This is a genomic window from Pseudomonas sp. FP597 (genome assembly GCF_030687435.1).
Lineage (GTDB): Bacteria > Pseudomonadota > Gammaproteobacteria > Pseudomonadales > Pseudomonadaceae > Aquipseudomonas > Aquipseudomonas lactucae.
Window position 1 is genome coordinate 851,905 of record NZ_CP117432.1, and the last position, 25,561, is coordinate 877,465.

Consider the following 25,561-nt stretch of genomic DNA (forward strand, 5'->3'; position numbering starts at 1 on the left):
GGCTGAGGCTGAACTCCCTGGGAGGCATCCAACCTGCAATCAGCTCATTCAAATTACTGAACGCCGTCAAGCGCAGTTTTGAGCAGCATATGTTCCGCACGGACTTGCTCGTTATAAGCAAACAACGCCATGCGGTGGTTCTTGACCTGTTCAAAAAAAGCGACGTCCCCATCCAGGGTGCTCGGATCCTCTAAACGCTTATCCAGCCGCTCCGATTTAAGGGTGGCTTGTCTAAACAGGTGGTTTCTCTGGGCACCGAAAATTTCCATGGATATTTACTCAAGATGTGTGTGTGCTGTGTGGCATATGGATTGCCACCAGTTCCACCTGAGCCTGAATTTTTGACACGTCGGTCGCGAGAGGCTACGGACTTGACTGCGGTGCTTCACGTATCAACAGCATGTCACGCAGCAAATACCAGTCGATGTGAAAATCACCATCAGCCGTTTCCAACACCAGCGTCTGTTGCTTGATCCTTTCGTCAGGCCGCAGAGCCCATAGCGTGATGTCCAGGGCGATAAGGCAGTGTTCCAGGTCATTGCGCTCAGCTGGATGGCACAACAAGGTGGCCTGGACCACGGGCAGTTGATTGGCTGCCAGTTGCCTGACCAGCGCGGTGAGGCGTGCAGCGGGCGGAACGTCGTCCAACAAACAGCGAAACGCTTGGCTGGCGATTGCCGCCGCGTACCGTTCCAGTTGTTCGCACATACTGTTTCGCTGATGTTCCCATTGTGCCAGCACGAGGTTGGCTCGTTGCCAAAATGCTATGTGCGCCTGTTCCGCGAGAGCGTCACGGTGCTGCAAGGCCTCGCTGACCAATTGGTCGGCGTGTGCCTTGGCATGTTCCACCAGTTCGTTGGCTCGCGCACTCTGGTCAAGCATTTCGCGCTTTACCAGCACTTGAGTGGAGCCAGAGGCACCTTCGTATAATTCAATCTTGCGTCGTCTGAGCATGATCGCGCCTTGCTTTATGGGGTTCGGTAGTCTTCGTCAATGGGCGACGTGACCCGCCAGACCAGTGCTTTCCATAACGTATCCAGTCGCCCGTGTGTCTCGTGCAGAGCAGGGCGTTGTGCTTCCAGCTGCAATACGCGCTGTGGGGCAAATCGCAGCCGAAGACGCTGCCAAACGGCCGGGTCCACCCAAACCAGCATCAGGTGCAAGGGATCGGCATCGCTGGGTAGCAGGGCGTCGACCGTTATCGCTTTGGAAAGGCGCATGCACCATAAGTGCTGGGCTTCGCTCACAGCCCCATCGAAGGAGCTGTGACAAATATGTCCCAGTAGTGCCAGCATCTGCTGCAGTTGCTCGTTGGAGGCAAGCGCCAGTCGAAGAATCGTGAGATGAGGGGGAGGCGGCGGAGAAGGGGTGATGTTCAAGGCGATGCTTGCCCGAACATGCTCAGCGCGGCACAGGGCATCCACCCGGACCGATTTAGGTTCTTCCCACCCGTCATGCGCGTGGTTCCAAGGGTAAAACCACCAACGCGCCCATGCCAGTGGCTCACTCATTGGTTACCGCCTGCGTGCGCTGCCTGCGTCTGAACCAGAACACCGCAGCCAAGACGCTCATTACACCGGCGAGGAGGGCCAGTAGTGCAGTGACGCGCCAAAACATGAGGTCCTGCTCGGGAAGCAGGAACGGGCCGAAATAGCTCAGCCGTTGCTGCTCCTGATAAGCCGCTGCCGGAACAAAGATGACGGTCAGTTTTTGTGAGTTTTCGGTTGCGTTCGTCATGCCGGGGATGCTGCTGGCAACCATTCGGCGCACACGTGCCCGGATGCTATCAGGTTCAAGCCTAGGATCGTGTTTGATAAACACCGAAGCGGACGCGGGTTGGACGGGTTCGCCCGGTGCAACGCGTTCGGGCAGCACCACGTGGACCCGGGCGACGATAACGCCATCGATATTGGACAGGGTGGCCTCCAACTCTTGAGACAATGCGTAGATGTAGCGAGCGCGCTCCTCCATTGGTGTGGAAATAACGCCTTCTTTACGAAAGGTATCTCCCATTGTTGTGCGGGCCATCCGAGGAAGTCCCGCAGCTTCCAGCGTGCGAACGGCGCGACTGATGTCAGGTGCGTTGACACGAACAACGACACCGTCCTTGGCTGGAACCTTTTGCGCACGTATGTGCTTGTCTGCCAGCTCCGCGATGACCTCATTGGCTTCCTGTTCGGAAAGTTGGCGATGAAGTTCAACACTTTCAGAGCAGCCCGAGAGCCATAACACCAGCGATAAAACCAACCCCGTGGACAAAAAGCGAATCATGGTGACCTACTGCAAATTGCTGATTTTTTCGACGAGTTGTGCACCTTTTCCCACGCTCTTGACCAGCATTTGCGTCATCAGCATCGTGTTTGACAGGTGAGATGAATAGCTGAGTCGGTTTTTTTCGCTGAGTTCGGAGTTGAAGGCTTTCAGGCTTTTTTTCATTTCATCCGATGATTTGTCTAAATAGTTCAGGGCGGCAGCCGCGACACCACTCGATGCTGGCGCTGGGGTGATCGGCCTCGTGGAAGGCTCCAGCAGTGAAGCAAAGAAATTCGCGTCTTCGTGTCGGGAGGATGACGGGTTGTGATCATTGTGACGCGTAAGGCTGTCTGTATTTTCCTGCTGAAGTGGACGTTCTATTTTCATACAGGACCTCAGGCTGGAAATGGGGGGAGGCCGTCCTTGTCTATAAACAAGGACGGTTTTTCACTTAGCGTATGGCGTCGATGTTTTTTTTCTGTTCGCTGATCCTGAAGGCCTCAATACCTTCTTTCAGCGACTCACGAGCCTCCAACTTCCTCTCTTGCTTCAAGTCTTCGTTATTGTCACCGATACCACCGTAGTAGGATGGTGGAGTATATGGGCTGTAGCTAACTGGACCGGACATAGTGGCTCTCCGTTATTAGTGAGTTTTGACTTTTTGGCTTGGTGGATGCCTTGTTGCACACCGAAACATACGGCCTGCGCTAAAGGCCCCAAGCTCGTAGTTTGTGTGGTCGTGACGCTCGATGGAGTTCCATGTTTTGTAGAAGATCTGGATATTTAGTTTTTCCGTGGCAGTGGACCCAGTGGTATGCCCAGTTGTTTCATTCGGTAGTAAAGCGTTCTCTTGGCCATGCCCAATTCTTCTGCGGCTTCATCCACGCATCGAGCGTGACGACGCAATGACTCCTCAATCAATGTTTTTTCAAACTGTTGAAGGCGTGTTTTCAAATTCAATTGGGTGTCGGGGTGGGTTGTCACCGAGGCGGACGATAGCGGCGAAATCCCCAGGGCGAAACGTTTGGCCGTGGAGCGTAGCTCGCGAACGTTACCCATCCAGGGGTGGCAAAGCAGTTGTTGTATCAGCGCTCCGGAAGGGCGTGTGATGCTGCACTTGAAGTATTCGGCTTCCTCTCGAACCATATTCAGGAACAAGGGAATGATTCGTTCAGGACGGTTGCGCAGTGCGGGCAGATGAATGCTGACGACGTTCAGGCGAAAGTAAAGATCGCGTCTGAAAGCGCCTTGTTCGACCATGTCGTGCAACGATTGCTGGGCTGAGGCGATGACACGCATGTCTACGGGAATGAAGCGCGTCGAGCCTAGTCGCTCCACGCCTCGGGACTCCAGGACCCGCAGCAGCTTGGCCTGCAGGGTCAGGGGCATACTGTCGATTTCATCCAAATACAGGGTGCCCAGGTGCGCGGCTTCGATGAAGCCTGCCCGGGATTGTACGGCGCCGGTGTAAGCTCCGCTGTTCACACCAAAAAGTTGGCTTTCTGCGAGGCTGTCGGGGATCGCGGCGCAGTTTACGGCGACAAAGTGCCCGCGTCGGCCCGACAACCGATGAATCCGTTGCGCCAGGGTGTCTTTGCCCGTGCCGGTCTCGCCCATTAATAGAACGTCAATATTTCGTGTGGCGGTAGTATTTAGCATTACTTCAATATAAGGGTCTTCAGTGATTGCTATATCCGTTTGGTGTTCATGAGAATAAAAGGCCGACATAGCTACTGTTCCACAATCGCTTGAGGTTACGGGAGTCAGGAAGAGGCAGTAAAACGTATTTTTGAGTTCTTGTCATCGCGAATTGCATATCTAAAGTGGAAGAGTGTTGCACGAAAAATGAGTAGGATGCGTGAGTGAGATCTTTAATAGGATTTTTATTGTGGTTGTACTTTTTTATGTAGGAAAGTACTTAATGTTTTAGTCTTTATATGGACGTTGCTGCATTAAGCGGCGACGGACTGTAAAATCTACAGCCACAAAAAAGCCGATGCAGAGCATCGGCTTTTTGCTTGCGAACGAGGCCGTCAATAAAGCTTATACGTTAAAGCGGAAATGCATCACATCGCCATCTTTAACAATATATTCCTTACCTTCCAAGCGCCACTTACCGGCTTCCTTGGCACCTGCTTCACCCTTGAACTGGATAAAGTCGTTGTAGGCAATCACCTCGGCACGGATAAAGCCCTTTTCGAAGTCAGTGTGAATCACGCCCGCTGCCTGCGGTGCGGTGGCACCCACCTTGACGGTCCAGGCGCGGACTTCTTCGACACCGGCGGTGAAGTAGGTCTGCAGGTTGAGCATTTCGTAGCCGGCGCGGATCACGCGGTTCAGGCCAGGCTCTTCCAGGCCCAGGGCCTCGAGGAACATGTCTTTCTCTTCGCCGTCATCGAGCTCGGCGATTTCCGCTTCGATCTTGTTGCACACCGGAACCACGATGGCGCCTTCTTCGTCGGCGATGGCCTTGACCACATCCAGCAGCGGGTTGTTCTCGAAGCCGTCTTCAGCGACGTTGGCGATGTACATCACCGGCTTGGTGGTCAGCAGGTGGAAACCTTTGATCACGGCCTTCTCATCAGCGCCCATGTTCTTCATCAAGCTGCGCGCAGGCTTGCCTTCGGTGAAGTGAGCGATCAACTGCTCCAGCAGGCCCTTCTGGACCACTGCATCCTTGTCGCCGCCCTTGGCGTTACGCGCGACTTTCTGCAGTTGTTTCTCGCAGCTGTCGAGGTCGGCGAAGATCAGTTCCAGGTCGATGATTTCGATGTCGCGTTTCGGATCGACGCTGTTGGAGACGTGGATCACGTTCTCGTCTTCAAAGCAGCGGACCACGTGGGCGATGGCATCGGTTTCGCGAATGTTGGCCAGGAACTTGTTGCCCAGGCCTTCACCTTTCGAGGCGCCGGCGACCAGGCCTGCGATGTCGACGAACTCCATGGTGGTCGGCAGGATGCGCTTGGGGTTCACGATGGCCGCCAGTGCGTCAAGACGCGGGTCAGGCATCGGCACAATACCGCTGTTGGGTTCGATGGTGCAGAAGGGGAAGTTCTCCGCCGCAATACCGGACTTGGTCAAAGCGTTGAACAAGGTGGATTTGCCGACGTTGGGCAGGCCGACGATGCCGCAATTGAATCCCATGGTGTTTCCCCTCGGTAAGAGTCAGGCCTTCTGGCTGTGCAGGTTTTTCATCGCGCGGTTCCATTCACCGGCGAAGATATCCGGCAGCACGCCGAGGGCAAAGTCGATGCTGGCATCGAGTTTTTCCTGTTCGGCGCGTGGCGCACGACCCAGGACGAAATTTGAAACCATACTGGCAACGCCTGGGTGGCCAATGCCGAGCCGCAGGCGGTAGAAATTATTCTGATTACCCAGCTGCGCGATGATGTCGCGCAGGCCGTTGTGCCCACCGTGCCCGCCGCCCAGCTTGAGCTTGGCAACGCCGGGCGGCAGGTCCAGTTCGTCATGGGCCACCAGGATTTCTTCGGGTTTGATCCGGAAGAAGCCCGCAAGCGCCGCGACAGCCTGGCCGCTGCGGTTCATGTAGGTGGTGGGAATCAGCAGTCGAACATCCTGACCCTGGTGCGAGAAGCGCCCGGTCAGGCCAAAATACTTGCGATCGGCCGCCAGGTTTACGCCCTGGGCATGGGCGATACGCTCAACAAAAAGGGCCCCCGCGTTATGCCGGGTCTGTTCGTATTCGGCGCCTGGATTTCCCAGGCCAACGATCAGTTTAATGGCAGTCACGACAGGGGCCCTTCCTTTGGAGTTGTGGATAACATCGCCGACCTGGGTGCGGCGAAAGTGGATGACAGGAGCTCACTTATCCAGAGATAAACTTCGCGTTGTCGCCCGCTTTCTCGCTACGTTCCGGTCCGCGATGTTGCCTCAAGCTCCGGCAATACAGAGTGAATTACTCTGCAGCGCCTTCTTCAGCTTCCGGTGCAACGCGTGGAGCGTGTACGTTTGCAACAGCTTTGTCGTCACCGTGAGCCAGTGCAACGAACTCAACGCCTTTAGGGGCTTTGAGGTCGGACAGGTGAACGATTGCGCCGATTTCCAGAGCCGACAGGTCGACTTCGATGAACTCAGGCAGATCTTTCGGCAGGCAGGTCACTTCGATTTCGTTCAGGACGTGAGAGATCTCGCCGCCTTTCTTGACCGGAGCTTCTTCACCAACAAAGTGTACTGGAACGATAGCGGTCAGTTTCTGACCTGCTACGACGCGTACGAAGTCAGCGTGCAGTACGTGACCCTTGGACGGGTGACGTTGCAGGGCCTTGATGATGACGTTCTGCTTTTTGCCGCCAACGTTCAGTTCGATAACGTGGCTGTAGGCAGCATCGTTTTCGAGCAGTTTGGCAACTTCTTTAGCCAGCATGCTGATGGATTCAGGGGCTTTGTCGCCACCGTACACTACAGCTGGAACCAGGCTTGCGAGACGACGCAGGCGGCGGCTCGCACCTTTCCCCAGGTCGGAACGCAGTTCAGCATTCAAAGTAAAGTTGTTCATGTTGTATCTCCAAATTAACCACATTCGCCCCAGCGTTTGCGACCAGCGCTAAAGGCGATATGGGCAAAAAAGCCCCGCCCCAACAGAGTGCTGGGGCGGGGCGCTTTTCGTCAGGTTGATGTCGCTAAGGTTTGACCCTTAACGGAACATCGCGCTGATCGATTCTTCATTGCTGATACGGCGAACCGCTTCGGCAACGACCGGTGCGATATCCAGTTGACGGATACGCGCACAGGCTTGAGCTGCGGCGGACAACGGGATGGTGTTGGTCACCACCAGTTCGTCCAGCACGGAATTCTCGATGTTCTCGATCGCTCGGCCCGACAGCACAGGGTGTGTGCAGTAGGCGAAGACTTTAGCCGCACCGTGCTCTTTCAAGGCTTTAGCCGCGTGGCACAGGGTGCCGGCGGTGTCGACCATGTCATCAACCAGAATACAGGTACGCCCTTCGACATCACCGATGATATGCATCACTTCAGAGTGATTGGCTTTCTCGCGGCGTTTGTCGATGATCCCGAGATCCACGCCCAGGGATTTGGCAACGGCCCGTGCACGCACGACGCCACCAATGTCCGGGGACACGATCATCAGGTTTTCAAAGCGCTGATCTTCGATGTCGTCCACCAATACGGGGGAGCCGTAGATGTTATCTACCGGAATATCGAAGAACCCCTGGATTTGGTCAGCGTGCAGGTCAACCGTGAGAACACGGTCGATGCCTACCACGGTGAGCATGTCAGCCACGACTTTCGCGCTGATAGCTACACGTGCGGAACGCGGACGGCGATCCTGACGGGCATAACCAAAGTAAGGGATTACAGCTGTGATTCGAGTCGCTGAGGAGCGGCGGAAGGCATCAGCCATCACGACGAGTTCCATCAGGTTATCGTTGGTCGGAGCGCAGGTCGGCTGAATAATGAAGACGTCTTTACCGCGAACGTTTTCATTGATCTCGGCTGTAATTTCGCCGTCGGAGAATTTACCGACAGAGATGTCACCGAGAGGGATATGCAGCTGACGTACGACACGTCGAGCCAGATCGGGGTTGGCGTTCCCCGTAAAGACCATCATCTTGGACACGCGCAGTACCTAGAGGCTGAGGGTAACCTGGATGAGTATAGAAAATGGCAGGGGCGGCTGGATTCGAACCAACGCATGGCAGGATCAAAACCTGCTGCCTTACCGCTTGGCGACGCCCCTGTATCTGTTGCAACGAGTACCCAGTACTCGATTCCTTTTAGAGCAGATTTTGCAGCTTGCGATGCAACATCGAAACGTTGCTTCCTTTTGCTACAAACCCTGTAAGGGTCTCTGTAAGAAGGGCCGAGACTTTATCAGCTTCAGCTTTGCTTGGGAAGCCCCCAAACACACAACTTCCAGTTCCGGTTAATTTTGCTTCGGTAAATTTACCTAACAAATTCAAAGCGTTACGTACTTCTGGATAACGCCTTGCTACAACCGGTAAGCAGTCATTTCGACTGTTTCCCTTGGGAACGGGGCGCACTTTAATGGGAGAAGAGTTACGTGTCAACAACGGATCTGAAAAAATTTCTGCTGTACTTACAGATACTTGCGGGACAAGCACGACATACCACGGCTCTTCGGGGAATTCCGGGGACAGTTTCTCCCCGACGCCCTCGGCAAAAGCCGCGTGTCCGTGCACGAAAACCGGGACGTCGGCGCCCAGGGTAAGGCCAAGCGCGGCCAGGCGATCCTGGTCCCAGGCCAGTTGCCACAAGTGATTCAAGCCCAGCAATGTGGTCGCGGCATTCGAACTGCCACCACCGATCCCGCCCCCCATGGGCAGGATTTTATCGATCCAGATGTCGATGCCGAGCGGGCAGCCGGATTGTTCCTGGAGTTTTCTTGCCGCCCGCACGATCAGATTGCTGTCGTGGGGCACGCCTTCGAATTCGGTGTGCAACCGGATCACGCCATCGTCGCGCACGGCGAACGTCAGCTCATCGCCATAGTCGAGAAATTGAAACAGCGTCTGCAACTCGTGGTAGCCGTCTTCGCGGCGTCCGAGGATGTGCAGCATCAGGTTCAATTTGGCCGGGGAGGGCAGGGTCAGTGTTTCTACGCTCACGTCATTGCCCCAGCTTGCGCGGTTGCCAGTCCTTGATCACCAGCGTGACGTCCAGGTCGGTGCCATGCAGCTTGATGCGCTCAGGCAGCCAATAGCCGCTTTGCTGCACATAACTGAGGTATTCGACCTGCCAACCATCCTGTTCCAGGGTGGCCAGGCGGCTGTCGCCATTGAGGCTCAGGCGGCTCTTGCTGTCTGGTGCAGGCAGGCCGCGCACCCACCACACCAGGTGCGAGACGGGCAGTTTCCAGCCGATCTGTTCTTCCAGCAAGGCTTCCGGCGAAGTCGCTTCATAGCGGCCCTGATTGGCCACCTCCAGGCTGACTTGCCCCGGGCGACCGGTCAGGCGGGCCGCGCCACGGCCCAACGGGCCCGACAAGCGAATATCGTAGTAGTCCTGGCGTTGCAGCCAGAACAAGGTGCCGCTGCCGGAGTCCTTGGGGGCGCGAACCCCGACTTTGCCTTCGATCTGCCAGCCGTCGATGCTGGCGAGCTGATCCTTGTGCTGCTTCCATTGCGCCGGGTTGCCCTGGCCTTCAACGGATTCACGGCTGCCGATGCCCGCGCATCCGGCGAGCAGGGCGATAAGGCTGAATACTGCAATGTGGCGAAAGAACATAAGCTTAAAGAGTCTCGGAACCGGTCAGGCGCTTGATGGTGCCGCGCAGGATGGGGCTTTCGGGTTGTTCCTTGAGGAACTTCTCCCAGATTTGGCGTGCTTCGCGCTGCTTGCCATTGGCCCACAGCACTTCGCCCAGGTGAGCGGCGACCTCCTGGTCGGGGAAGCGTTCCAGCGCCTGGCGCAGCAAGCGTTCCGCTTCATCCAGGTTACCCAGGCGGTAATTCACCCAGCCCAGGCTGTCGAGCACGGCCGGGTCTTCGGGGTTGAGCTTGTGCGCCTGTTCGATCAGCACCTTGGCTTCGTCATAGCGCGTGGTGCGGTCGGACAGGGTATAGCCCAAGGCATTGAGCGCCATGGCGTTGTCCGGGTCGCGCTTGATGATCAGGCGCAGGTCTTTTTCCATCTGCGCCAGGTCATTGCGTTTTTCCGCCTGCATGGCGCGGGTGTACAGCAGGTTCAAATCGTCGGGGAATTGCAGCAAGGCTTGCTGCAGCAGTTTCCAGGCGCGCTCGCCCTGATTGTTGGCCGACAGGGTTTCGGCCTGGATCAGGTACAACTGGATTGCGTAATCCGGCTCGGCGTCGCGGGCCGCGGCCAGGCGTTTTTCGGCCTCGTCGGTGCGGCCGTTGCTCATCAGGATATCGGCCTGGCGCAACTGGGCCGGCAGATAGTCGTTGCCGGGGCCGACCTGAGCGTATTCGAGCAGCGCGGCCTGCGGGTCGTTGCGCTCTTCGGCGATACGGCCGAGGTTCAGGTGCGCCGAATCCACATGGCTTTCGCGTTCGATCAGCTCTTGCAGATAACCCTTGGCCTCATCCCAGGCCTTGGCCTCCAGGCACACCAGCGCCAGGGAATAACGCAGTTCGTCGTCGTCCGGGTACTGCTGGACCAGATTGGCGAACTGCACTTTGGCATCCTCCATGCGGTCCTGTTCGACCAGCATGCGCGCATAAGTCAGGCGCAGGCGCTTGTCGTCCGGGTACTTCTTGATGCTTTTTTCCAGCAGCGGAATCGCTTCCTTGCCGCGATTGAGGTTCTGCAGCAGGCGCGCGCGCAGCAGGATCGGTGCAACTTCGCCCTCTTCCGGCGGGTTCTGCTCCAGCAGCTTCAGGGCTGCTTCGGCTTCGTCATCCTGTTGCAGCAGCAGTGCCTTGCCGAAAATCAGCTGGCTGTTCTTCGGATGCTTTTGCAGCAGGCGGTCGAAACTCTTCATCAGCCCGTTGCGGGTGTCCTGGTCGGTGTCGGCGGCCGACAGCGCGAGGAAGTCGAAATGCGTGTCGCCCTTGCCCTGCAGGACCTTCTCCATATAAACCATGGAGTCGTCGTAACGCCCGGCCCGCGCCAGTTGAATGGCCGCCGCGCGCTGCGCTTCCAGATCGTCCGGCGCGTTCTTCGCCCAGATCAGCGAGGTGTCCAGCGCGGCCTGATCGGCGCCCAGGTATTCGGCGATGCGAAACGCCCGCTCGGAAATCCCCGGGTCCTGGGTGTTGATGGCCTGGGTCACGTAGTTGTCCAGCGCAATATCGAAGCGATTGCGCTGGCCGGCCAGTTCCGCACTCAGCAGGCTGAACACCGTTTCTTCAGTAAACGAGGAGTAAACCTTGGGCTTTTCAGGGGCGGGGGTGCTGTCTTCTACCGGCGGCGTACCGTCCGGCGACACGGGTGCCATGGCCTGGCAGCCGCTGAGAAAGACAAAAGCAAGGAGCAACGCGGAAGATCTATTCATATAGGAAGAGGACGACTAACCTGCGGTCGGATCATCATGACACAAGCCTTCGGCCAAACATAACCGAGACTCAGTGGATACCTTTTATAGGCACAAGGTATAGGGACAATAGACGACGGTGGTTGTTCTGAATCTATCGAAGTAGGACAATTGTCGGCTTCCCGACATCATCAGCGATATTGAATGGCCTTCCTCGCACTCGGTATTAACCACAAGACTGCCTCCGTAGACGTGCGCGAGCGCGTGGCGTTTACGCCAGAGCAGTTGGTTGAGGCCTTGCAGCAGCTCTGCCGGCTCACCGACAGCCGCGAAGCTGCGATCCTTTCAACCTGCAATCGCAGTGAGCTTTATATAGAGCAGGAACATCTTTCGCCGGATGTCGTGCTGCGTTGGCTGGCCGATTACCACCATTTGAGCCTCGATGACCTGCGCGCGAGCGCTTACGTGCATGAAGACGATGCGGCAGTTCGTCACATGATGCGTGTGGCCGCCGGTCTCGATTCGCTGGTACTTGGCGAGCCGCAGATCCTCGGCCAGATGAAATCCGCCTATGCCGTAGCGCGCGAGGCCGGTACCGTCGGCCCGCTGTTGGGGCGCCTGTTCCAGGCCACGTTCAATTCGGCCAAGCAGGTGCGCACTGACACTGCCATTGGTGAAAACCCGGTGTCCGTGGCGTTTGCCGCGGTGAGCCTGGCCAAACAGATTTTCAGCGACTTGCAGCGCAGCCAGGCCTTGCTGATCGGTGCCGGTGAAACCATCACCCTGGTTGCCCGCCATCTGCATGATCTGGGGGTCAAGCGCATCGTGGTCGCCAACCGCACCCTGGAGCGCGCGAGCATCCTGGCCGAACAGTTTGGCGCCCACGCCGTGCTGCTGGCGGATATCCCGGCCGAACTGGTGCGCAGCGATATCGTGATCAGCTCCACCGCCAGCCAGTTGCCTATCCTTGGCAAGGGCGCGGTGGAAAGCGCGTTGAAGCTGCGCAAACACAAACCGATCTTTATGGTGGATATCGCCGTTCCGCGGGATATCGAGCCCGAAGTCGGCGAGTTGGACGACGTTTACCTCTATAGCGTCGATGATTTGCACGAAGTGGTCGCCGAAAACCTCAAGAGCCGCCAGGGCGCTGCCCAGGCCGCCGAGGAGATGGTCAGTACCGGCGCCGAAGACTTCATGGTGCGCCTGCGTGAACTGGCGGCGGTGGATGTGCTCAAGGCGTATCGTCAACAGGGCGAACGCCTGCGTGACGAGGAGCTGATCAAGGCCCAGCGCTTGCTGGCCAACGGCAGCAGCGCCGAAGAAGTGCTGATGCAACTGGCCCGTGGCCTCACCAACAAGCTGCTGCATGCGCCCAGCGTACAATTAAAAAAGCTTACCGCCGAAGGCCGCCTCGATGCGCTGGCCATGGCCCAGGAACTCTTTGCCCTCGGTGAGGGCGCGTCAGAAAGCTCTTCGGATAAAAAACCGCAATGAAAGCGTCACTGCTCAATAAACTGGACGTGCTCCAGGACCGTTTCGAAGAACTGACCGCCTTGCTTGGCGACGGCGAAGTCATCTCCGATCAGGCCAAGTTCCGCGCCTATTCCAAGGAGTACGCGGAAGTTGAGCCTGTCGTGACCACCTACGGGCAATGGCTGAAAACCCACGCCGACCTTGAAGGCGCCCAGGCGCTGCTCAAGGACAGCGACCCGGACATGCGTGAAATGGCCGTGGAAGAAGTCCGCGAAGCCAAGGACAAGCTGATTGCGCTGGAAGGCGACCTGCAACGCATGCTGTTGCCCAAGGACCCCAACGACGGGCGCAACGTGTTCCTCGAAATCCGCGCCGGTACCGGTGGCGACGAGGCGGCGATTTTTTCCGGCGATCTGTTCCGCATGTATTCGCGCTATGCCGAGCGGCGTGGCTGGCGGGTGGAGATCCTGTCCGAGAACGAAGGCGAGCATGGCGGCTATAAAGAAGTCATCGCGCGGGTCGAAGGTGAGAACGTCTACGGCAAGCTGAAGTTCGAATCCGGCGCCCACCGCGTACAGCGAGTACCGGCGACCGAATCCCAAGGGCGTATCCACACCTCGGCGTGCACCGTGGCGGTGTTGCCCGAGCCGGACGAGCAGGAAGCTATCGAGATCAACCCGGCGGACCTGCGTGTCGACACCTACCGCTCGTCGGGCGCCGGTGGTCAGCACGTCAACAAGACCGACTCGGCGATCCGCATCACCCACTTGCCGTCGGGCATCGTGGTGGAATGCCAGGAAGAGCGTTCCCAGCACAAGAACCGTGCGCGGGCCATGTCCTGGTTGTCGGCCAAGCTCAACGACCAGCAGACCAGCGCCGCCGCCAATGCGATTGCCAGCGAGCGTAAATTGCTGGTGGGCTCGGGCGATCGTTCCGAGCGTATTCGTACCTACAACTTCGCCCAGGGCCGGGTCACCGACCACCGGGTCAACCTGACCCTGTACTCACTCGACGAAATTCTCGCCGGCGGTGTGGATGCGGTCATCGAGCCGTTGCTCGCCGAATACCAGGCCGATCAACTGGCAGCGATAGGTGAATAAATGACCATCATCGCCAGTCTGTTGCGCGCTGCGGACCTGCCGGACTCGCCCACCGCGCGCCTGGATGCCGAACTGTTGCTGGCCGCTGCCCTGGGCAAGTCGCGCAGCTATCTGCACACCTGGCCCGAAAAAATCGTCAGCAGTGAAGACGCGCTGACTTTCGCCGGCTACCTGCAACGCCGTCGCGCCGGTGAACCGGTGGCTTACATTCTCGGTCAGCAAGGTTTCTGGAAACTCGACCTGGAGGTCGCGCCGCACACGCTGATCCCGCGCCCGGACACCGAATTGCTGGTGGAGGCCGCGCTGGAGTTGTTGCCGGCCACGCCGACTCGAGTTCTCGACCTGGGCACCGGCAGCGGCGCCATCGCCCTGGCCTTGGCCAGCGAGCGCCCGGCCTGGCACGTCACCGCCGTCGATCGCGTGCTCGAAGCCGTGGCCTTGGCCGAACGCAATCGCCAGCGCCTGCACCTCCATAACGCCATGGTGCTGAACAGCCATTGGTTCAGCGCCCTGCAAGGTCATCGCTACGACCTGATCATCAGCAACCCGCCGTACATCGCCGAGAACGACCCGCACCTGGTGGCGGGCGACGTGCGTTTCGAGCCGGCCAGTGCGCTGGTGGCAGGCCGTGATGGTCTGGACGATCTGCGCTTGATCATCAACGAGGCCCCGGCGCACTTGAATGCCGGCGGTTGGTTGCTGCTCGAACACGGTTATGACCAGGCTGAGGCCGTGCGTGACCTGTTGCTGACCCAAGGTTTTGAGGATGTTCACAGCCGCATCGACCTGGGCGGTCACGAACGCATTACCCTGGGACGCCGCCCGTGCTGACCGATCAGGAGCTGTTGCGCTACAGCCGCCAGATACTGTTGCAGCATGTCGACATCGACGGCCAGTTGCGCCTGAAAAAGGCCCGCGCGTTGATCGTCGGCCTGGGTGGCCTGGGCGCGCCAGTGGCGCTGTATCTGGCGGCCGCCGGCGTGGGCGAGCTGCATTTGGCTGACTTCGATACCGTCGACCTGACCAACCTGCAACGCCAGATCATCCATGACACCGACAGTGTCGGGCAGACCAAGGTCGATTCGGCCATGCGCCGCCTGACAGCGATCAACCCTGATATCAGCCTGATTCCTCATCGCCGTGCACTGGATGCTGACTCCCTGGCGGCGGCCGTGGCGGCGGTGGACGTGGTGCTCGATTGCAGCGACAACTTCGCCACCCGCGAAGCGGTCAACGCCGCCTGTGTTGCGGGTGCCAAGCCGTTGATCAGCGGCGCGGCGATTCGCCTTGAGGGGCAATTGTCGGTGTTCGACCCGCGCCGCGCCGATAGCCCGTGCTACCACTGTTTATATGGGCATGGCAGCGACACCGAACTCACCTGCAGCGAAGCCGGCGTGGTCGGTCCGTTGGTGGGCCTGGTGGGTAGCCTGCAGGCGCTGGAGGCCTTGAAGTTGCTGGCCGGTTTCGGCGAACCGCTGGTGGGCCGCCTGTTGCTGATCGATGCCTTGACCACGCGGTTTCGCGAATTGCGCGTCAAACGTGACCCTGGCTGCAGTGTCTGCGGGACGCCACATGGTTAAGGACGCGCCGATCGGTGTGTTCGATTCCGGTGTCGGCGGTGTGTCGGTGCTCGATGAAATCCAGCGGCTACTGCCTCACGAATCGCTGTTGTATGTCGCCGATGGCGGGCATATCCCCTACGGCGAGAAAACCCCAGCCTTTATTCTTGAGCGCTCCCGGCGGGTTGCCGAGTTTTTCCGCGAAAAAGGCGCCAAGGCATTTGTGATCGCCTGCAACACGGCGACCGTCGCGGCGGTGGCCGACCTGCGCCAGGATTTCCCCGACTGGCCGCTGGTTGGAATGGAACCCGCCGTCAAGCCCGCCGCCGCCGCCACCCGCACTGGCGTCGTTGGGGTGCTGGCCACCACCGGCACCCTGCAAAGCGCCAAGTTCGCGGCCTTGCTCGACCGTTTCGCCACCGATGTGCGGGTGATCACCCAGCCGTGCCCCGGCCTGGTTGAATTGATTGAAACCGGCGACCTCACCAACCCTGCCTTGCGCACGCTGTTACAGGGTTACATCGACCCGCTGCTCAGCGCCGGCTGCGACACCATCATTCTCGGTTGCACCCACTATCCCTTCCTCAAGCCGCTCCTGGCGCAAATGCTGCCCTCCAGCATCACTCTCATCGACACCGGCGCCGCCGTGGCCCGCCAACTCAAGCGTTTGCTGGGGGAGCGCGACCTGTTGGCCGTCGCAAATCCAGCGCCTGCGCAGTTCTGGACCAGCGGGGATGTGTGTCATCTCAGAAATATCCTACCGACACTATGGAAACATCCCGGAGTTGTGCGAAGCTTTGGCTCGTGAAAATTTCGTGAAAATTCGCTGAACTTCTGGTTGTGAGTCAGCTTCTATAGCGAGATTGCCTGTAAAAAATCACACCTTTTCCGTTTTCAAAGGACTGTTTCTTATGAAGCGCTTGTTCTGTTTGGCCGCGTTTGCGGCCGTCGTGGTGGGACACTCGGTTTCGGCCCAGGCTGCCGGCCTGGAATTTGGCGTGGGAAGCACCAGCGACTCCACCATGACGTACCGGCTTGGCTTGACTTCAGACTGGGATAAAAGCTGGTGGCAGAGCGACGTGGGCCGTTTGACCGGCTATTGGAGCGGCGCCTACACCTACTGGGAGGGTGACGAGCGGGCCGGCGCCAGCAGCCTGTCCTTCTCGCCGGTCTTTGTATATGAGTTTGCCGGGCAGTCGGTCAAACCCTACATCGAGGCCGGGATCGGGGTGGCGGTGTTTTCCCGCACCAAACTGGAAGACAACAACATCGGCCAGGCCTTCCAGTTCGAAGACCGCTTGGGTTTCGGCCTGCGGTTTACTGGCGGACATGAAGTGGGCATTCGCGCCACGCATTACTCCAATGCCGGGATCAGCAGCAACAACGATGGCGTAGAGAGCTACTCGCTGCACTACACCATGCCGTTGTAATTCCTCAGAACACTGCAGGTCCCCTGTGGGAGAGGGCTTGCTCCCGATAGCGGAGGTTCAGTCACTGGATTGCTGGCTGAAACACCTATATCGGGAGCAAGCCCCCTCCCACATTTGATCTTCATCAGTCTTTAGATCAGCGGTAGGCCGTGGCGATTCCTTCGCGCTCGTCCAGGCACTCCGGCGCTCCCATCTCGAATTCCCGGCAAATCAGCGGCCGCCGTTCATAAATCGTGCACATCATCGTGTCTCGATCCAGCGCCGCGCACCAGCCGTCGTCCAGGCGCAGCATCACTTCGCCGCCCCAATCATCCGTGTCGATATAGCGCTCCGGCACGCCGGTGTCGGTGATCAGCATCACTTCCAGCTGGCAGCAGCAGGCCGCGCACGTTGAGCAGGTGACGGCGGGTTCGGTGATTTGGGTGTGGGGTATGGTGTTCATAGGCGCGCAGTGTAAGGCAAGCCAGGGATATGCGTATGAATGCTCTGACGGACGTCAGCGTGCCAGCCGATGAAGCCCGACGAATACCCCGGCCCACAGCACGGCCAGCAAGGCCATGGTCGGCCCCAGCCCGTAGCCGAACTCTACGCCAGCCAACTGGCTCCCGGCGTAATAGGACAACGGCCCGCCGACAGCGCCCAACAACGCCGCGCGCCACCAGGGCCTGGCGCTCCAGGCCAGACAATGGTGCAGCGTGGTCGCCAGCAACGCCCACAGCAACATCAACCAGAAAGGAATCAACGGCCCCGGTTCGCTGAAGTGGAAGACGCCCAGGCTGCGTAGCAGCGTATCCAACAGCGTGCCTGCCAGCGTGACGCCGATGATCAATACACCGTCCTCGGCGGCCGAACTTATCCACAGCAGGTGGATGATCAGCACGGCCACTGCGACCAGCAGCCATGGGCTGTCACCGCCGAGTACACAGGCAAACCAGCCGCACTGGAACAGCGCGGCATTGGCCAGGGTTTTAAGCACTGAAACGCCCCAGCAGCGGCGGGGTGATCGCCGAGGGCTTGGCCAGCAATAACTGCGCGGTGCCAATGGTGCGCTCCATGAAGCCGCCTTCGCAGTAGCACAGGTAGAACTCCCACAAGCGCAGGAAGTATTCGTCGTAGCCCAATTGGGCGAGGCGGCCGTGGGCGCGGCGAAAGTTCTCGTGCCACAGACGCAGGGTGCGTGCGTAGTGCAGGCCGAAGTCTTCCATGTGCAGCAGGTTCATGTCGGTGTCGCGGCTGACGATGTTCAACATGTTCTGCACACTGGGCAGGGCGCCGCCGGGGAAGATATAGCGCTGGATGAAGTCGACGTTGTTTTTGGCCTGTTCGAAGCGTTGCTCACGGATGGTGATGGCCTGCAGCAGCATCAGGCCGTCGCTCTTGAGCAGATGCGCGCATTGCTTGAAGTAGGTCGGCAGAAAGCGATGCCCCACCGCTTCGATCATCTCGATGGACACCAGCTTGTCGTACTGGCCGGTCAGATCGCGATAGTCCTGCAGCAACAGTGTGACCTTGCCCTGCAAGCCCAAGGCTTCGATGCGCCGTTCGGTGTAGGCGAATTGCTCCTTGGACAAGGTCGTGGTGGTGACCTTGCAGCCGTAATGCTGCGCCGCATACAGCGCCATGCTGCCCCAGCCGGTGCCGATTTCCAGCAGGTGGTCGGTGGGTTTGAGGGCGAGCTTCTGGCAGATGCGCTCCAGCTTGTTCAGTTGCGCTTGTTCCAGGGTGTCGTCGGCGTTCAAGAATTGCGCGGCCGAATACATCATCGTCGGGTCGAGGAATTCTTCGAACAGGTCGTTGCCCAGGTCGTAGTGGGCGGCGATGTTTTTCTGCGAGCCCTTGCGCGTGTTGCGGTTCAGCCAGTGCAGCCCTTGGGTGAGTGGCCGAGCCAGGCGCGCCAGGCCACCCTCCAACGCGTCGAGTACGTCGAGGTTGCTGACCATCACGCGGACCACGGCGGTCAGATCCGGACTGCTCCAGTACCCGTGGATAAACGCCTCGCCGGCGCCGATGGAACCGTTGGCCGCCACCAGCCCCCAGACTGCCGAATCGACGATCTGGATTTCTCCCAGCAACTGCGCTTCCCGTGCGCCGAAAACTTGCCGCTCGCCGTCCTCGATCACCACCAACTGCCCGTGGCGCAATTGGCTGAGTTGACGCAGCACACCTTTGCGCAGCAGCGCGGTGGTCATACTGTTGACGTTCAGGCGGTTGGCCTTGACCGATAAGCTAGGGGATTTCATGGCGGCGATCCTTGGTGTAACCGACGGCTGTGCGAGAGGCGCCATCGGCGGCCCGGTGGGAAAAAATCGGTGTGCGCTTGAGCAGCAGACGCAGGGCCTGCCAGTAAATCGCCAGGCAGGTCTTGGCGGTCATCCACGGGAAATGCCGCAAATAGCGATGCAGGCTGGCGCGATTCAATGCTTCTTTTTGCAGGCTCAGGGTGGCGTCGAAGACTTTCAGATCGCCCTGCCAGTCGGCCATGTGCACGCCAAGTCGCGCAGCGGGCGGGCTGAAACTCATGCGGTATTCCAGGTCGCGGGGTAAAAATGGCGACACATGAAAAGCCTTGGCCACGGCGAAGTGTTGGTGCTCGTCGGCGCCCGAGGCTTGGGCCGGCAGCACATAGTGGTAGCGCTCGCGCCATGGGGTGTTGGTCACTTCACACAGGATCGCGGCCAGTTGCCCATCGGCCTCGAAGCAGTAGAAGAAACTCACCGGATTAAAAGCCAGGCCCCAACTGCGGGCCTGGGTCAGCAGGCAGATAACGCCCTGGGGTGTATGGCCCAGGGCCTTGCCGACTTCCTGGCGCACGGCATCGCTCAAACTCATGCCATGGCGCGTCAATTCACGCAGGTAATCCTGCTGGCGAAAGCCGAAAGGCGCGAACAGGCTGCGTCCGGCCAGCGGGGACAGCCCAAGCACGGCGTCTTCTTCGCTCAAATCCAGGTACAGCAGGCCGATGCGGTAGCGAAAGGCGTGAGCCTTGGGCGCAAACCGACGATGGGCGATCCAGCCGCTGTACAAGGCGCTGTTCACAGGGCTTCCCCAAACGCCTGGGCCACGCGCAAGGCGCTGACTACGCCGTCTTCATGGAAACCGTTGGCCCAATACGCGCCGCAATAAAAGGTGTGTTGTGCGCCGGCCAATTCTTCCCAACGGCTTTGCGCGGCCACCGCCGCCAGGCTGTATTGCGGGTGGGCGTAGGTATAGCGCGCCAGGACTTTCAGCGGGTTGATCATCGCCGTCTGGTTGAGGCTGACGCAAAACGTGGTGGCGCTGTCGATGCCTTGCAGGATGTTCATGTCGTAGGTCACGGCCGCCTGGGTCTGCGTATGGCTGCCCAGTCGGTAATTCCAGCTGGCCCAGGCCAGTTTGCGGTCGGGCAACAGGCGGGTGTCGGTGTGCAGCACCACGTCGTTGTCGGCGTAGGGCAGGGCACCGAGGATTTCCTGTTCGGCCTGGCTCGGGTCGACGAGCAACGCCAGTGCCTGGTCGCTATGGCAGGCGAACACCACCTTGTCGAAGGCCTCGGTGCCGGCGGCGCTGTGGATAATCACGCCGTCGGCGTTGCGCTCCACCCGGTGTACGGGACAATTGAGGCGGATATGCTGGCGAAAGCTGCGTGTCAGCGGCTCGATATAGCGGGAGGAGCCACCTTCGATCACGCACCATTGCGGGCGGTTGTTCACCGACAGCAAACCGTGGTTCTTGAAAAAACGCACAAAAAACTGCAACGGGAAACCCAGCATGTCCGCCAGGGACATCGACCAGATCGCCGCGCCCATCGGCACGATGTAATGCCGCACAAACCGCTCGCCGTAACCGCCGACGGCGAGGTAGTCGCCCAGGGTCATCTCGGCGTTGATGCGTTGCTCCTGCAAGTCCCTTGGCGCCTCGCGGTTAAAACGTAGAATGTCGCGCAACATGCCCCAGAACCCTGGCGACAGAATATTGCGCCGCTGGGCGAACAGGCTGTTGAGGTTATTGCCGTTGTACTCGAACCGCGTGCTTTCGTCGCACACCGAAAAGCTCATCTCGGTGGGTTTGAATCGCACGCCAATCTGCCCCAGCAGGCGGATAAAGTTGGGGTAGGTCCAGTCGTTGAACACGATAAAACCGGTGTCCACCGCGTAGCTTTTGCCTTCCACCGTGACATTGACCGTATGGGTATGCCCGCCGATGCGGTCACCCGCTTCAAACAGCGTGATGTCGTGCTGGCGATCAAGCAGATAGGCGCTGGTAAGCCCGGCGATGCCGCTGCCGATGATGGCGATCTTCACAGGTCGTCCTTCTTCGGCGGCGGGCTGCGCAGCATGCGTTTGCCGATGATCAGTTGGGCGCGGTTGGGCAGTTTCGACAGCGGCCACAGGGTGGCGATGAACATCGCGGGGAAGGCGATTTCCAGCGGACGTTTCTCCAGCTTGGCGAAGATGTGCCGAGCGGCTTTGTCGGCCGGCCAGCTCAGGGGCATCGGGAAATCATTGCGCTCGGTCAGCGGGGTGTCGACAAAGCCTGGGCTGATCACGGTGACGTCGATGTTCTCCGGCGACAGGCTGATGCGCAGGGATTCGAACAGGTAGCGCAGGCCGGCCTTGGACGCGCCATAAGCTTCGGCGCGGGGCATCGGCAGGTAGGTCACCGCGCTGGCGACCCCCACCAAATGCGGGGTAAGCCCTGCGCGTAACAACGGCAGCGCCGCTTCGATGCAATAACTGCTGGCCAGCAGGTTGGTGCGCACCACATGCTCGATGATCGAGGCATCGAACTGCCGCGCATCCACGTATTCGCAGGTGCCGGCATTCAGGATCACCGTGTCCAGCGCGCCCCAGGCGGTCTGGATCTGCTCGCCGATTTCACGCACGGTCTGGCTGTTGGTCAAGTCGCCGGCTACCACCAGCACTTGGCCGGGGTAGCGTTGGGCGAGGGCTTCAAGCGGCTCCCGCGACCGCGAGCTCAGCGCCACATGGGCACCGCTGTCGAGCAATTCCACGGCCAGCGCGGCACCGATGCCACTGCTGGCGCCGGTCAGCCAATAACGGCGGGGCGACGTTGCGTTCATCCCATTCTCCTTTTCAGCCAACGGACGACCCGGCCCAATACCGGCAAATGTTCGTAGAGCAGGGCGCCCGCATCGAAGTAGTCGCGATGGTGGTACACCTTGTTGTCGCGCCACATCAGGTGCGAGCAGCCCTCCACCCGGATGACTTGGCCGTTGGCCAGGCGTGGGTGGCAAAAACTCATTTTCCAGCGCAGGTAGCCTTCGCCTTCGGCAACCTGATCGAAGCCATGAAAATCGAAACGTAGCTGTGTGACGTTGCTGTACAACGATTCGAAATAACCGTGCAGCGCGTTCAGGCCGTGTAACGCGTGCAGCGGGTCGGTGAACGCGATGTCCCGGCTGTACAGGCTGTCGAGCAGGCGCAGGTTGTGCTTGTCCAGCGTGGCGAAGGTGTGCGCGAAGCGCGGCAGGAAATCACTCATGCTCGGCCACCTCCTGGCGTGAAGGCAGGCTGCGGAAGGCGGCCAATGCGCGCTCGCGGGATTTTTTCAAGTCGACGATGGCGCGCGGGTAATCCGCCATGCCAAACAGCCCGCCGACCGCTTCGGGGTTGTGGACGTCCTTTTTATTCAACGCGGCCAGCTCCGGTAGCCAGTGCTTGATGAACACGCCGTCGCTGTCGAATTTTTCCGATTGGCTCAAGGGGCTGAAAATCCGGAAGTACGGCGCCGAATCGGTGCCGGTGGACGAACTCCACTGCCAGCCACCGTTGTTGGCCGCCAGATCGCCGTCGATCAGGTGGCGCATGAAAAAGCGCTCGCCTTCGCGCCAGTCGATCAGCAGGTTCTTGGTGAGGAACATCGCCACCACCATGCGCAGGCGGTTGTGCATCCAGCCGGTTTCCAGCAATTGGCGCATCGCGGCATCGATGATCGGCAGGCCGGTGCGCGCTTCTTGCCAGGCCGCCAGGTCCTTGGGCGCATGGCGCCAGGCCACGGCCTCGGTTTCGGGGCGGAACGCACGGTGGCGCGACACCCGCGGGTAGCCCACCAGAATGTGTTTGTAGAACTCGCGCCAGAGCAGTTCGTTGATCCAGGTGATAGTGCCGATGTCGCCGCTTTCGAACTCACCCTGGTTGCTTTGCAGCGCGGCATGCAGGCACTGGCGCGGCGAAACCACGCCGGCGGCGAGATACGCCGACAGCTGGCTGGTGCCGGGTTTGGCGGGGAAGTCGCGTTCGTCTTTGTAGTAGCTGATCTGCTGCTCGGCAAACGCGTCCAGGCGCCGCCGGGCTTCGTCTTCACCTGCGGGCCACAGCGCGCGCAGGCTGTCGCTCGGTGGTTCGAAGCCGTCGACGGTTTGCGGTACCGGGTCACTGTTGAAGGCTAGTTTTTGCTGGGCCTTGGGCGTGGCCACGATGCGCGGCAAGGCGCTGTGCAGGCGCGAATAACAGACCTTGCGGAACTGGCTGAACACCTGGAAATAGGTGCCGGTCTTGGTCAGCACGCTGCCCGGCTGGAAAAGCAGTTGGTCCAGATAGCGGTGGAAAGTCACGCCGCAGGCTTCCAATTGCTGGGCTACCGCCGCATCGCGACGGTTTTCGTGGATGCCGTATTCCTCGTTGACGTGCACCGACTTCACCGACAGTTCCCGGCACAGTTCGCTGACTACGGCGGGCACCTGCTGCCAGGTTGCAGCGCTGCGGATCAGCAGGGGAATGTTCAACTCGCCGAGGGCCAGGCTCAGTCGTTGCAGGTTGCGCAGCCAGAAATCCACTTTGCACGGCGCATCGTCATGGGCCCGCCACTGCTCGGGCGTGATCAGGTACACGGCCGCTACCGGGCCGCGCTGGCTCGCGGCGGCCAGGGCGGTGTTGTCGTGAAGGCGCAGGTCGGTGCGCAGCCAGATCAGATGCATTACAGGAGTCCACGCTGGATCAGTTGCTGGTGGGCCGCCAACGCATCTTCGGCGACGAACAATTGCGGGATGTCATGGGTTAACACGGCCAACTCGGTCTGGTGGATGCACACCGCGGGCCCGACCAGCACGGTTGGGCAGTCGATGCCGCCCAGCAGTTTGTTCAACGCCGGCAGGTTCAGGGCCTTGCTCGAATACAGCAGCACCGCGCGCGGTTGCAGGTGCTCCACCGCCAGGGCAAGTTCGCCGGCGGGCAATGGCCAGTCGAAGACTTCCACCGGGCAATCGGCGCTGCTGGCCAGCCAGGCGCTGAGCCACAGGTGCGGCTCCAGGGGCAGGTCGGACTGGTTGACCAGCAGCAATGGCGTGCCCTGCAATTGGCGATTGTTGTGGTAAATGCGCGCACCGAACTTGCTGCGCAGCCAGGACAGGAAAAACACCCGTTCCATTTGCGCTCCGAACTGGCCTTGCCAACGCTGTTCAAGCTCGTTGATCAACGGCAGCAGCAGTTGCTCGCAGAGGGTGCGCGGCGGATACAGCGCCATGGCCTGGTTGAAGGCGTCGTCGACCCGGCGCTCGGCCAGTTCGCTGATGGCGGTGACCAAGGTCTGGCGCAGCGCGTGCCATTCATTTTCGACGGCGTCTGGGCTGGCCTGGGCCGAGTCGATCAGGGCTCTGACCTGGCTGACCGGCACGCCACGGTTGAGCCAGGTGAGGATGGCATGGATACGTTGCACATGTTCGGCGCTGAACAGCCGATGGCCCTTGGGCGTGCGCTGCGGCACGACCAGGCCATAGCGGCGTTCCCATGCGCGCAGGGTCACGGCGTTGACGCCGGTCTGGCGCGCCACTTCACGGATCGGCAGCCAGCCATCCTGGAGGGCTTGGGCGATGTCTTCGCCGGGTTCGTCTTGCGGGGCAGGCTTCATGGTCTAGATCGCATTGCGCAGGCTGAGGTTTTCCGGGTGCGGCTGCAGGTACGCCTGCTGCGCGATGTAGCGGTCCGGGTGTTGGCGAAAGTGATGCTTGAGCAGCGTCAACGGCACCACCAGCGGCACGATACCGTGGCGGTACTGGCCGATCACGGTTTGCATTTCCTGCTTGTCGTCGGCGCTGATGGCTTGCTTGAGGTAGCCGCTGATGTGTTGCAGCACATTGGTGTGAGTGCCGCGTGTGGCGCACTTTGTAAGGCCGGTCATCAAGTCGCTGAAGTAGCAGGAGGCCAGTGCTTCAAGGTCGGTGCTTTTGTCCATGCCGCCCAATACGTGGCCGAGGCTTTTATAGTGCGCCGGGCTGTGGGCCATCAGCAGGTATTTGTAACGGGAATGAAAGGCCAGCAGGCGGTGACGGGTAAGTCCTTCTGCCAGCAACTGTTGCCAGCTGGCATACACGAACACGCGAGTGAGGAAATTTTCCCGCAGCACCGGGTCATTCAGCCGGCCGTCTTCTTCCACTGGCAGGTTGGGGTGGCGCGCGCAAAACGCCTGGGCATAGATGCCACGCCCACCGCCATCCACAGGGGCGCCGTTTTCGCGGTAGACCTTGACCCGCTCCAGGCCGCACGACGGCGACTTCTGCATGAAGATGTAACCGCACAGATCGGTGTGCTCAAGTGCCATCTGTTGGCCGTATTCATCCAGCGGCTGGGTGACGTTGAGTTCACGGTGCACGGTGCCGACCGCCTGCGGTTGGACGGGGTCGCCCACCAGGCGGATGGTTTCGCGAGGGATGCCCAGGCCGATGGCGACTTCGGGGCACAGTGGCACGAAGTCGAAATACTCGACGAGCGTCTGGCTGCACAACAGCGATTGTTTGTGCCCGCCATTGAACCGCACATTCTCACCCAGCAGGCAGGCGCTGATACCGATCTTGGGTTTTGCGGTGCTGGACATGGGCAA

At 59.8% G+C, this 25,561-nt stretch carries 30 protein-coding genes and 1 tRNA gene; 6 read left to right on the top strand and 25 right to left on the bottom strand.

The features are described from left to right. Positions 1-53: 53 nt before the first annotated feature. The 15 genes from PSH66_RS03755 to PSH66_RS03825 all read right to left on the bottom strand — a co-directional run bounded on the left by PSH66_RS03755 (position 54) and on the right by PSH66_RS03825 (position 11,206). Positions 54-269 carry a hypothetical protein gene (locus PSH66_RS03755; protein WP_078823183.1) on the bottom strand — a complete coding sequence of 72 codons (216 nt, stop codon included), beginning with the start codon at positions 267-269 and terminating at the stop codon, positions 54-56. 94 nt (positions 270-363) lie between these two features. Beyond that, positions 364-954 carry a type III secretion system stator protein SctL gene (sctL, locus tag PSH66_RS03760; protein ID WP_078823184.1) on the bottom strand — a complete coding sequence of 197 codons (591 nt, stop codon included), beginning with the start codon at positions 952-954 and terminating at the stop codon, positions 364-366. 14 nt (positions 955-968) lie between these two features. Next, positions 969-1,511, bottom strand: a complete 543-nt coding sequence (locus PSH66_RS03765) for a hypothetical protein (protein WP_078823185.1) — start codon at positions 1,509-1,511, stop codon at positions 969-971. After that, a complete protein-coding gene (gene sctJ / locus PSH66_RS03770; protein WP_305428393.1) occupies positions 1,504-2,271 on the bottom strand; it encodes a type III secretion system inner membrane ring lipoprotein SctJ in 768 nt (255 codons plus the stop codon). The genes PSH66_RS03765 and sctJ overlap by 8 nt, the downstream gene beginning before the upstream one ends. 6 nt (positions 2,272-2,277) lie before the next feature. Next, complete coding sequence (locus PSH66_RS03775) at positions 2,278-2,640, bottom strand: hypothetical protein (protein WP_305428394.1); 363 nt, start codon at positions 2,638-2,640, stop codon at positions 2,278-2,280. 64 nt (positions 2,641-2,704) lie between these two features. Then, on the bottom strand, positions 2,705-2,881 hold the full coding sequence (locus tag PSH66_RS03780; protein ID WP_305428395.1) for a type III secretion effector protein: 177 nt from the start codon (positions 2,879-2,881) through the stop codon (positions 2,705-2,707). Positions 2,882-3,036: 155 nt separating this feature from the next. Then, entirely contained in the window at positions 3,037-3,981 is a 945-nt protein-coding gene (locus PSH66_RS03785; protein ID WP_305428396.1) for a sigma 54-interacting transcriptional regulator, read from the bottom strand. A gap of 315 nt (positions 3,982-4,296) precedes the next feature. After that, positions 4,297-5,397 carry a redox-regulated ATPase YchF gene (ychF, locus tag PSH66_RS03790; protein ID WP_003171595.1) on the bottom strand — a complete coding sequence of 367 codons (1,101 nt, stop codon included), beginning with the start codon at positions 5,395-5,397 and terminating at the stop codon, positions 4,297-4,299. Between the two features lie 21 nt (positions 5,398-5,418). Further along, positions 5,419-6,003 (bottom strand): aminoacyl-tRNA hydrolase, encoded by a 585-nt coding sequence (pth, locus tag PSH66_RS03795; RefSeq protein ID WP_003171596.1) that lies wholly within the window; start codon positions 6,001-6,003, stop codon positions 5,419-5,421. A 166-nt stretch (positions 6,004-6,169) separates the two neighbouring features. Beyond that, on the bottom strand, positions 6,170-6,769 hold the full coding sequence (locus PSH66_RS03800; protein ID WP_003171597.1) for a 50S ribosomal protein L25/general stress protein Ctc: 600 nt from the start codon (positions 6,767-6,769) through the stop codon (positions 6,170-6,172). 138 nt (positions 6,770-6,907) lie between these two features. Beyond that, positions 6,908-7,849 carry a ribose-phosphate pyrophosphokinase gene (locus PSH66_RS03805; RefSeq protein WP_003171603.1) on the bottom strand — a complete coding sequence of 314 codons (942 nt, stop codon included), beginning with the start codon at positions 7,847-7,849 and terminating at the stop codon, positions 6,908-6,910. 45 nt (positions 7,850-7,894) lie between these two features. Next, positions 7,895-7,969, bottom strand: a tRNA-Gln gene (locus tag PSH66_RS03810). 37 nt (positions 7,970-8,006) lie between these two features. After that, positions 8,007-8,858, bottom strand: a complete 852-nt coding sequence (gene ispE, locus PSH66_RS03815; protein WP_003171604.1) for a 4-(cytidine 5'-diphospho)-2-C-methyl-D-erythritol kinase — start codon at positions 8,856-8,858, stop codon at positions 8,007-8,009. Position 8,859: 1 nt separating this feature from the next. Beyond that, positions 8,860-9,477, bottom strand: a complete 618-nt coding sequence (gene lolB / locus PSH66_RS03820; protein WP_003171605.1) for a lipoprotein insertase outer membrane protein LolB — start codon at positions 9,475-9,477, stop codon at positions 8,860-8,862. A 4-nt stretch (positions 9,478-9,481) separates the two neighbouring features. After that, positions 9,482-11,206: a tetratricopeptide repeat protein gene (locus PSH66_RS03825; RefSeq protein ID WP_003171607.1), complete on the bottom strand. Its 1,725-nt coding sequence runs from the start codon at positions 11,204-11,206 to the stop codon at positions 9,482-9,484. Positions 11,207-11,389: 183 nt separating this feature from the next. Between PSH66_RS03825 and hemA the strand changes: the two genes are divergently transcribed. The 6 genes from hemA to PSH66_RS03855 all read left to right on the top strand — a co-directional run bounded on the left by hemA (position 11,390) and on the right by PSH66_RS03855 (position 16,747). Further along, positions 11,390-12,679 (top strand): glutamyl-tRNA reductase, encoded by a 1,290-nt coding sequence (gene hemA / locus PSH66_RS03830; RefSeq protein WP_003171608.1) that lies wholly within the window; start codon positions 11,390-11,392, stop codon positions 12,677-12,679. Continuing rightward, the gene (gene prfA / locus PSH66_RS03835; protein WP_003171609.1) at positions 12,676-13,758 is read left to right on the top strand and encodes a peptide chain release factor 1; all 1,083 of its coding nucleotides are present in this window, start codon (positions 12,676-12,678) and stop codon (positions 13,756-13,758) included. Before hemA ends, prfA begins: the two co-directional genes overlap by 4 nt. Further along, positions 13,759-14,589 carry a peptide chain release factor N(5)-glutamine methyltransferase gene (gene prmC / locus PSH66_RS03840; protein WP_141064317.1) on the top strand — a complete coding sequence of 277 codons (831 nt, stop codon included), beginning with the start codon at positions 13,759-13,761 and terminating at the stop codon, positions 14,587-14,589. It abuts the gene before it with no gap. Continuing rightward, positions 14,583-15,338, top strand: a complete 756-nt coding sequence (locus tag PSH66_RS03845; RefSeq protein ID WP_141064318.1) for a molybdopterin-synthase adenylyltransferase MoeB — start codon at positions 14,583-14,585, stop codon at positions 15,336-15,338. The genes prmC and PSH66_RS03845 overlap by 7 nt, the downstream gene beginning before the upstream one ends. Next, positions 15,331-16,125 (top strand): glutamate racemase, encoded by a 795-nt coding sequence (gene murI / locus PSH66_RS03850; protein WP_305428397.1) that lies wholly within the window; start codon positions 15,331-15,333, stop codon positions 16,123-16,125. Before PSH66_RS03845 ends, murI begins: the two co-directional genes overlap by 8 nt. A gap of 103 nt (positions 16,126-16,228) precedes the next feature. Next, positions 16,229-16,747: an acyloxyacyl hydrolase gene (locus PSH66_RS03855; protein ID WP_003171613.1), complete on the top strand. Its 519-nt coding sequence runs from the start codon at positions 16,229-16,231 to the stop codon at positions 16,745-16,747. A 136-nt stretch (positions 16,748-16,883) separates the two neighbouring features. Here the strand turns inward: PSH66_RS03855 and PSH66_RS03860 are convergent, their stop codons facing one another. The 10 genes from PSH66_RS03860 to PSH66_RS03905 are packed head-to-tail and all read right to left on the bottom strand — an operon-like array spanning position 16,884 to position 25,555. After that, positions 16,884-17,189: a YkgJ family cysteine cluster protein gene (locus PSH66_RS03860; RefSeq protein ID WP_003171615.1), complete on the bottom strand. Its 306-nt coding sequence runs from the start codon at positions 17,187-17,189 to the stop codon at positions 16,884-16,886. A gap of 54 nt (positions 17,190-17,243) precedes the next feature. Continuing rightward, entirely contained in the window at positions 17,244-17,723 is a 480-nt protein-coding gene (locus PSH66_RS03865; RefSeq protein WP_003171616.1) for a DUF2878 domain-containing protein, read from the bottom strand. After that, entirely contained in the window at positions 17,716-18,987 is a 1,272-nt protein-coding gene (locus tag PSH66_RS03870) for a cyclopropane-fatty-acyl-phospholipid synthase family protein (protein ID WP_141064320.1), read from the bottom strand. Before PSH66_RS03870 ends, PSH66_RS03865 begins: the two co-directional genes overlap by 8 nt. Further along, positions 18,974-19,783, bottom strand: coding sequence for a DUF1365 domain-containing protein (locus PSH66_RS03875; protein WP_003171618.1), 810 nt, complete (start codon positions 19,781-19,783; stop codon positions 18,974-18,976). Before PSH66_RS03875 ends, PSH66_RS03870 begins: the two co-directional genes overlap by 14 nt. After that, positions 19,780-21,027, bottom strand: coding sequence for an NAD(P)/FAD-dependent oxidoreductase (locus PSH66_RS03880; protein ID WP_305428398.1), 1,248 nt, complete (start codon positions 21,025-21,027; stop codon positions 19,780-19,782). Before PSH66_RS03880 ends, PSH66_RS03875 begins: the two co-directional genes overlap by 4 nt. Continuing rightward, complete coding sequence (locus tag PSH66_RS03885; protein ID WP_305428399.1) at positions 21,024-21,806, bottom strand: SDR family oxidoreductase; 783 nt, start codon at positions 21,804-21,806, stop codon at positions 21,024-21,026. The genes PSH66_RS03880 and PSH66_RS03885 overlap by 4 nt, the downstream gene beginning before the upstream one ends. Further along, the gene (locus tag PSH66_RS03890; protein WP_141064323.1) at positions 21,803-22,228 is read right to left on the bottom strand and encodes a nuclear transport factor 2 family protein; all 426 of its coding nucleotides are present in this window, start codon (positions 22,226-22,228) and stop codon (positions 21,803-21,805) included. Before PSH66_RS03890 ends, PSH66_RS03885 begins: the two co-directional genes overlap by 4 nt. Beyond that, complete coding sequence (phrB, locus tag PSH66_RS03895; protein WP_305428400.1) at positions 22,221-23,663, bottom strand: deoxyribodipyrimidine photo-lyase; 1,443 nt, start codon at positions 23,661-23,663, stop codon at positions 22,221-22,223. Before phrB ends, PSH66_RS03890 begins: the two co-directional genes overlap by 8 nt. Beyond that, positions 23,663-24,592: a MerR family transcriptional regulator gene (locus PSH66_RS03900; RefSeq protein ID WP_003171626.1), complete on the bottom strand. Its 930-nt coding sequence runs from the start codon at positions 24,590-24,592 to the stop codon at positions 23,663-23,665. The genes phrB and PSH66_RS03900 overlap by 1 nt, the downstream gene beginning before the upstream one ends. A 3-nt stretch (positions 24,593-24,595) precedes the next feature. Beyond that, entirely contained in the window at positions 24,596-25,555 is a 960-nt protein-coding gene (locus PSH66_RS03905) for a DUF523 and DUF1722 domain-containing protein (protein WP_305428401.1), read from the bottom strand. Positions 25,556-25,561 lie beyond the last annotated feature (6 nt).

Coding starts and splice junctions, on each gene's coding strand:
- PSH66_RS03755 (WP_078823183.1), bottom strand. CDS start 269: ATGGAAATTTTCGGTGCCCAGAGAAACCACCTGTTTAGACAAGCCACC.
- sctL (WP_078823184.1), bottom strand. CDS start 954: ATGCTCAGACGACGCAAGATTGAATTATACGAAGGTGCCTCTGGCTCC.
- PSH66_RS03765 (WP_078823185.1), bottom strand. CDS start 1,511: ATGAGTGAGCCACTGGCATGGGCGCGTTGGTGGTTTTACCCTTGGAAC.
- sctJ (WP_305428393.1), bottom strand. CDS start 2,271: ATGATTCGCTTTTTGTCCACGGGGTTGGTTTTATCGCTGGTGTTATGG.
- PSH66_RS03775 (WP_305428394.1), bottom strand. CDS start 2,640: ATGAAAATAGAACGTCCACTTCAGCAGGAAAATACAGACAGCCTTACG.
- PSH66_RS03780 (WP_305428395.1), bottom strand. CDS start 2,881: ATGTCCGGTCCAGTTAGCTACAGCCCATATACTCCACCATCCTACTAC.
- PSH66_RS03785 (WP_305428396.1), bottom strand. CDS start 3,981: ATGTCGGCCTTTTATTCTCATGAACACCAAACGGATATAGCAATCACT.
- ychF (WP_003171595.1), bottom strand. CDS start 5,397: ATGGGATTCAATTGCGGCATCGTCGGCCTGCCCAACGTCGGCAAATCC.
- PSH66_RS03800 (WP_003171597.1), bottom strand. CDS start 6,769: ATGAACAACTTTACTTTGAATGCTGAACTGCGTTCCGACCTGGGGAAA.
- lolB (WP_003171605.1), bottom strand. CDS start 9,477: ATGTTCTTTCGCCACATTGCAGTATTCAGCCTTATCGCCCTGCTCGCC.
- PSH66_RS03825 (WP_003171607.1), bottom strand. CDS start 11,206: ATGAATAGATCTTCCGCGTTGCTCCTTGCTTTTGTCTTTCTCAGCGGC.
- hemA (WP_003171608.1), top strand. CDS start 11,390: ATGGCCTTCCTCGCACTCGGTATTAACCACAAGACTGCCTCCGTAGAC.
- prfA (WP_003171609.1), top strand. CDS start 12,676: ATGAAAGCGTCACTGCTCAATAAACTGGACGTGCTCCAGGACCGTTTC.
- prmC (WP_141064317.1), top strand. CDS start 13,759: ATGACCATCATCGCCAGTCTGTTGCGCGCTGCGGACCTGCCGGACTCG.
- murI (WP_305428397.1), top strand. CDS start 15,331: ATGGTTAAGGACGCGCCGATCGGTGTGTTCGATTCCGGTGTCGGCGGT.
- PSH66_RS03855 (WP_003171613.1), top strand. CDS start 16,229: ATGAAGCGCTTGTTCTGTTTGGCCGCGTTTGCGGCCGTCGTGGTGGGA.
- PSH66_RS03860 (WP_003171615.1), bottom strand. CDS start 17,189: ATGAACACCATACCCCACACCCAAATCACCGAACCCGCCGTCACCTGC.
- PSH66_RS03870 (WP_141064320.1), bottom strand. CDS start 18,987: ATGAAATCCCCTAGCTTATCGGTCAAGGCCAACCGCCTGAACGTCAAC.
- PSH66_RS03885 (WP_305428399.1), bottom strand. CDS start 21,806: ATGAACGCAACGTCGCCCCGCCGTTATTGGCTGACCGGCGCCAGCAGT.
- PSH66_RS03890 (WP_141064323.1), bottom strand. CDS start 22,228: ATGAGTGATTTCCTGCCGCGCTTCGCGCACACCTTCGCCACGCTGGAC.
- phrB (WP_305428400.1), bottom strand. CDS start 23,663: ATGCATCTGATCTGGCTGCGCACCGACCTGCGCCTTCACGACAACACC.
- PSH66_RS03900 (WP_003171626.1), bottom strand. CDS start 24,592: ATGAAGCCTGCCCCGCAAGACGAACCCGGCGAAGACATCGCCCAAGCC.
- PSH66_RS03905 (WP_305428401.1), bottom strand. CDS start 25,555: ATGTCCAGCACCGCAAAACCCAAGATCGGTATCAGCGCCTGCCTGCTG.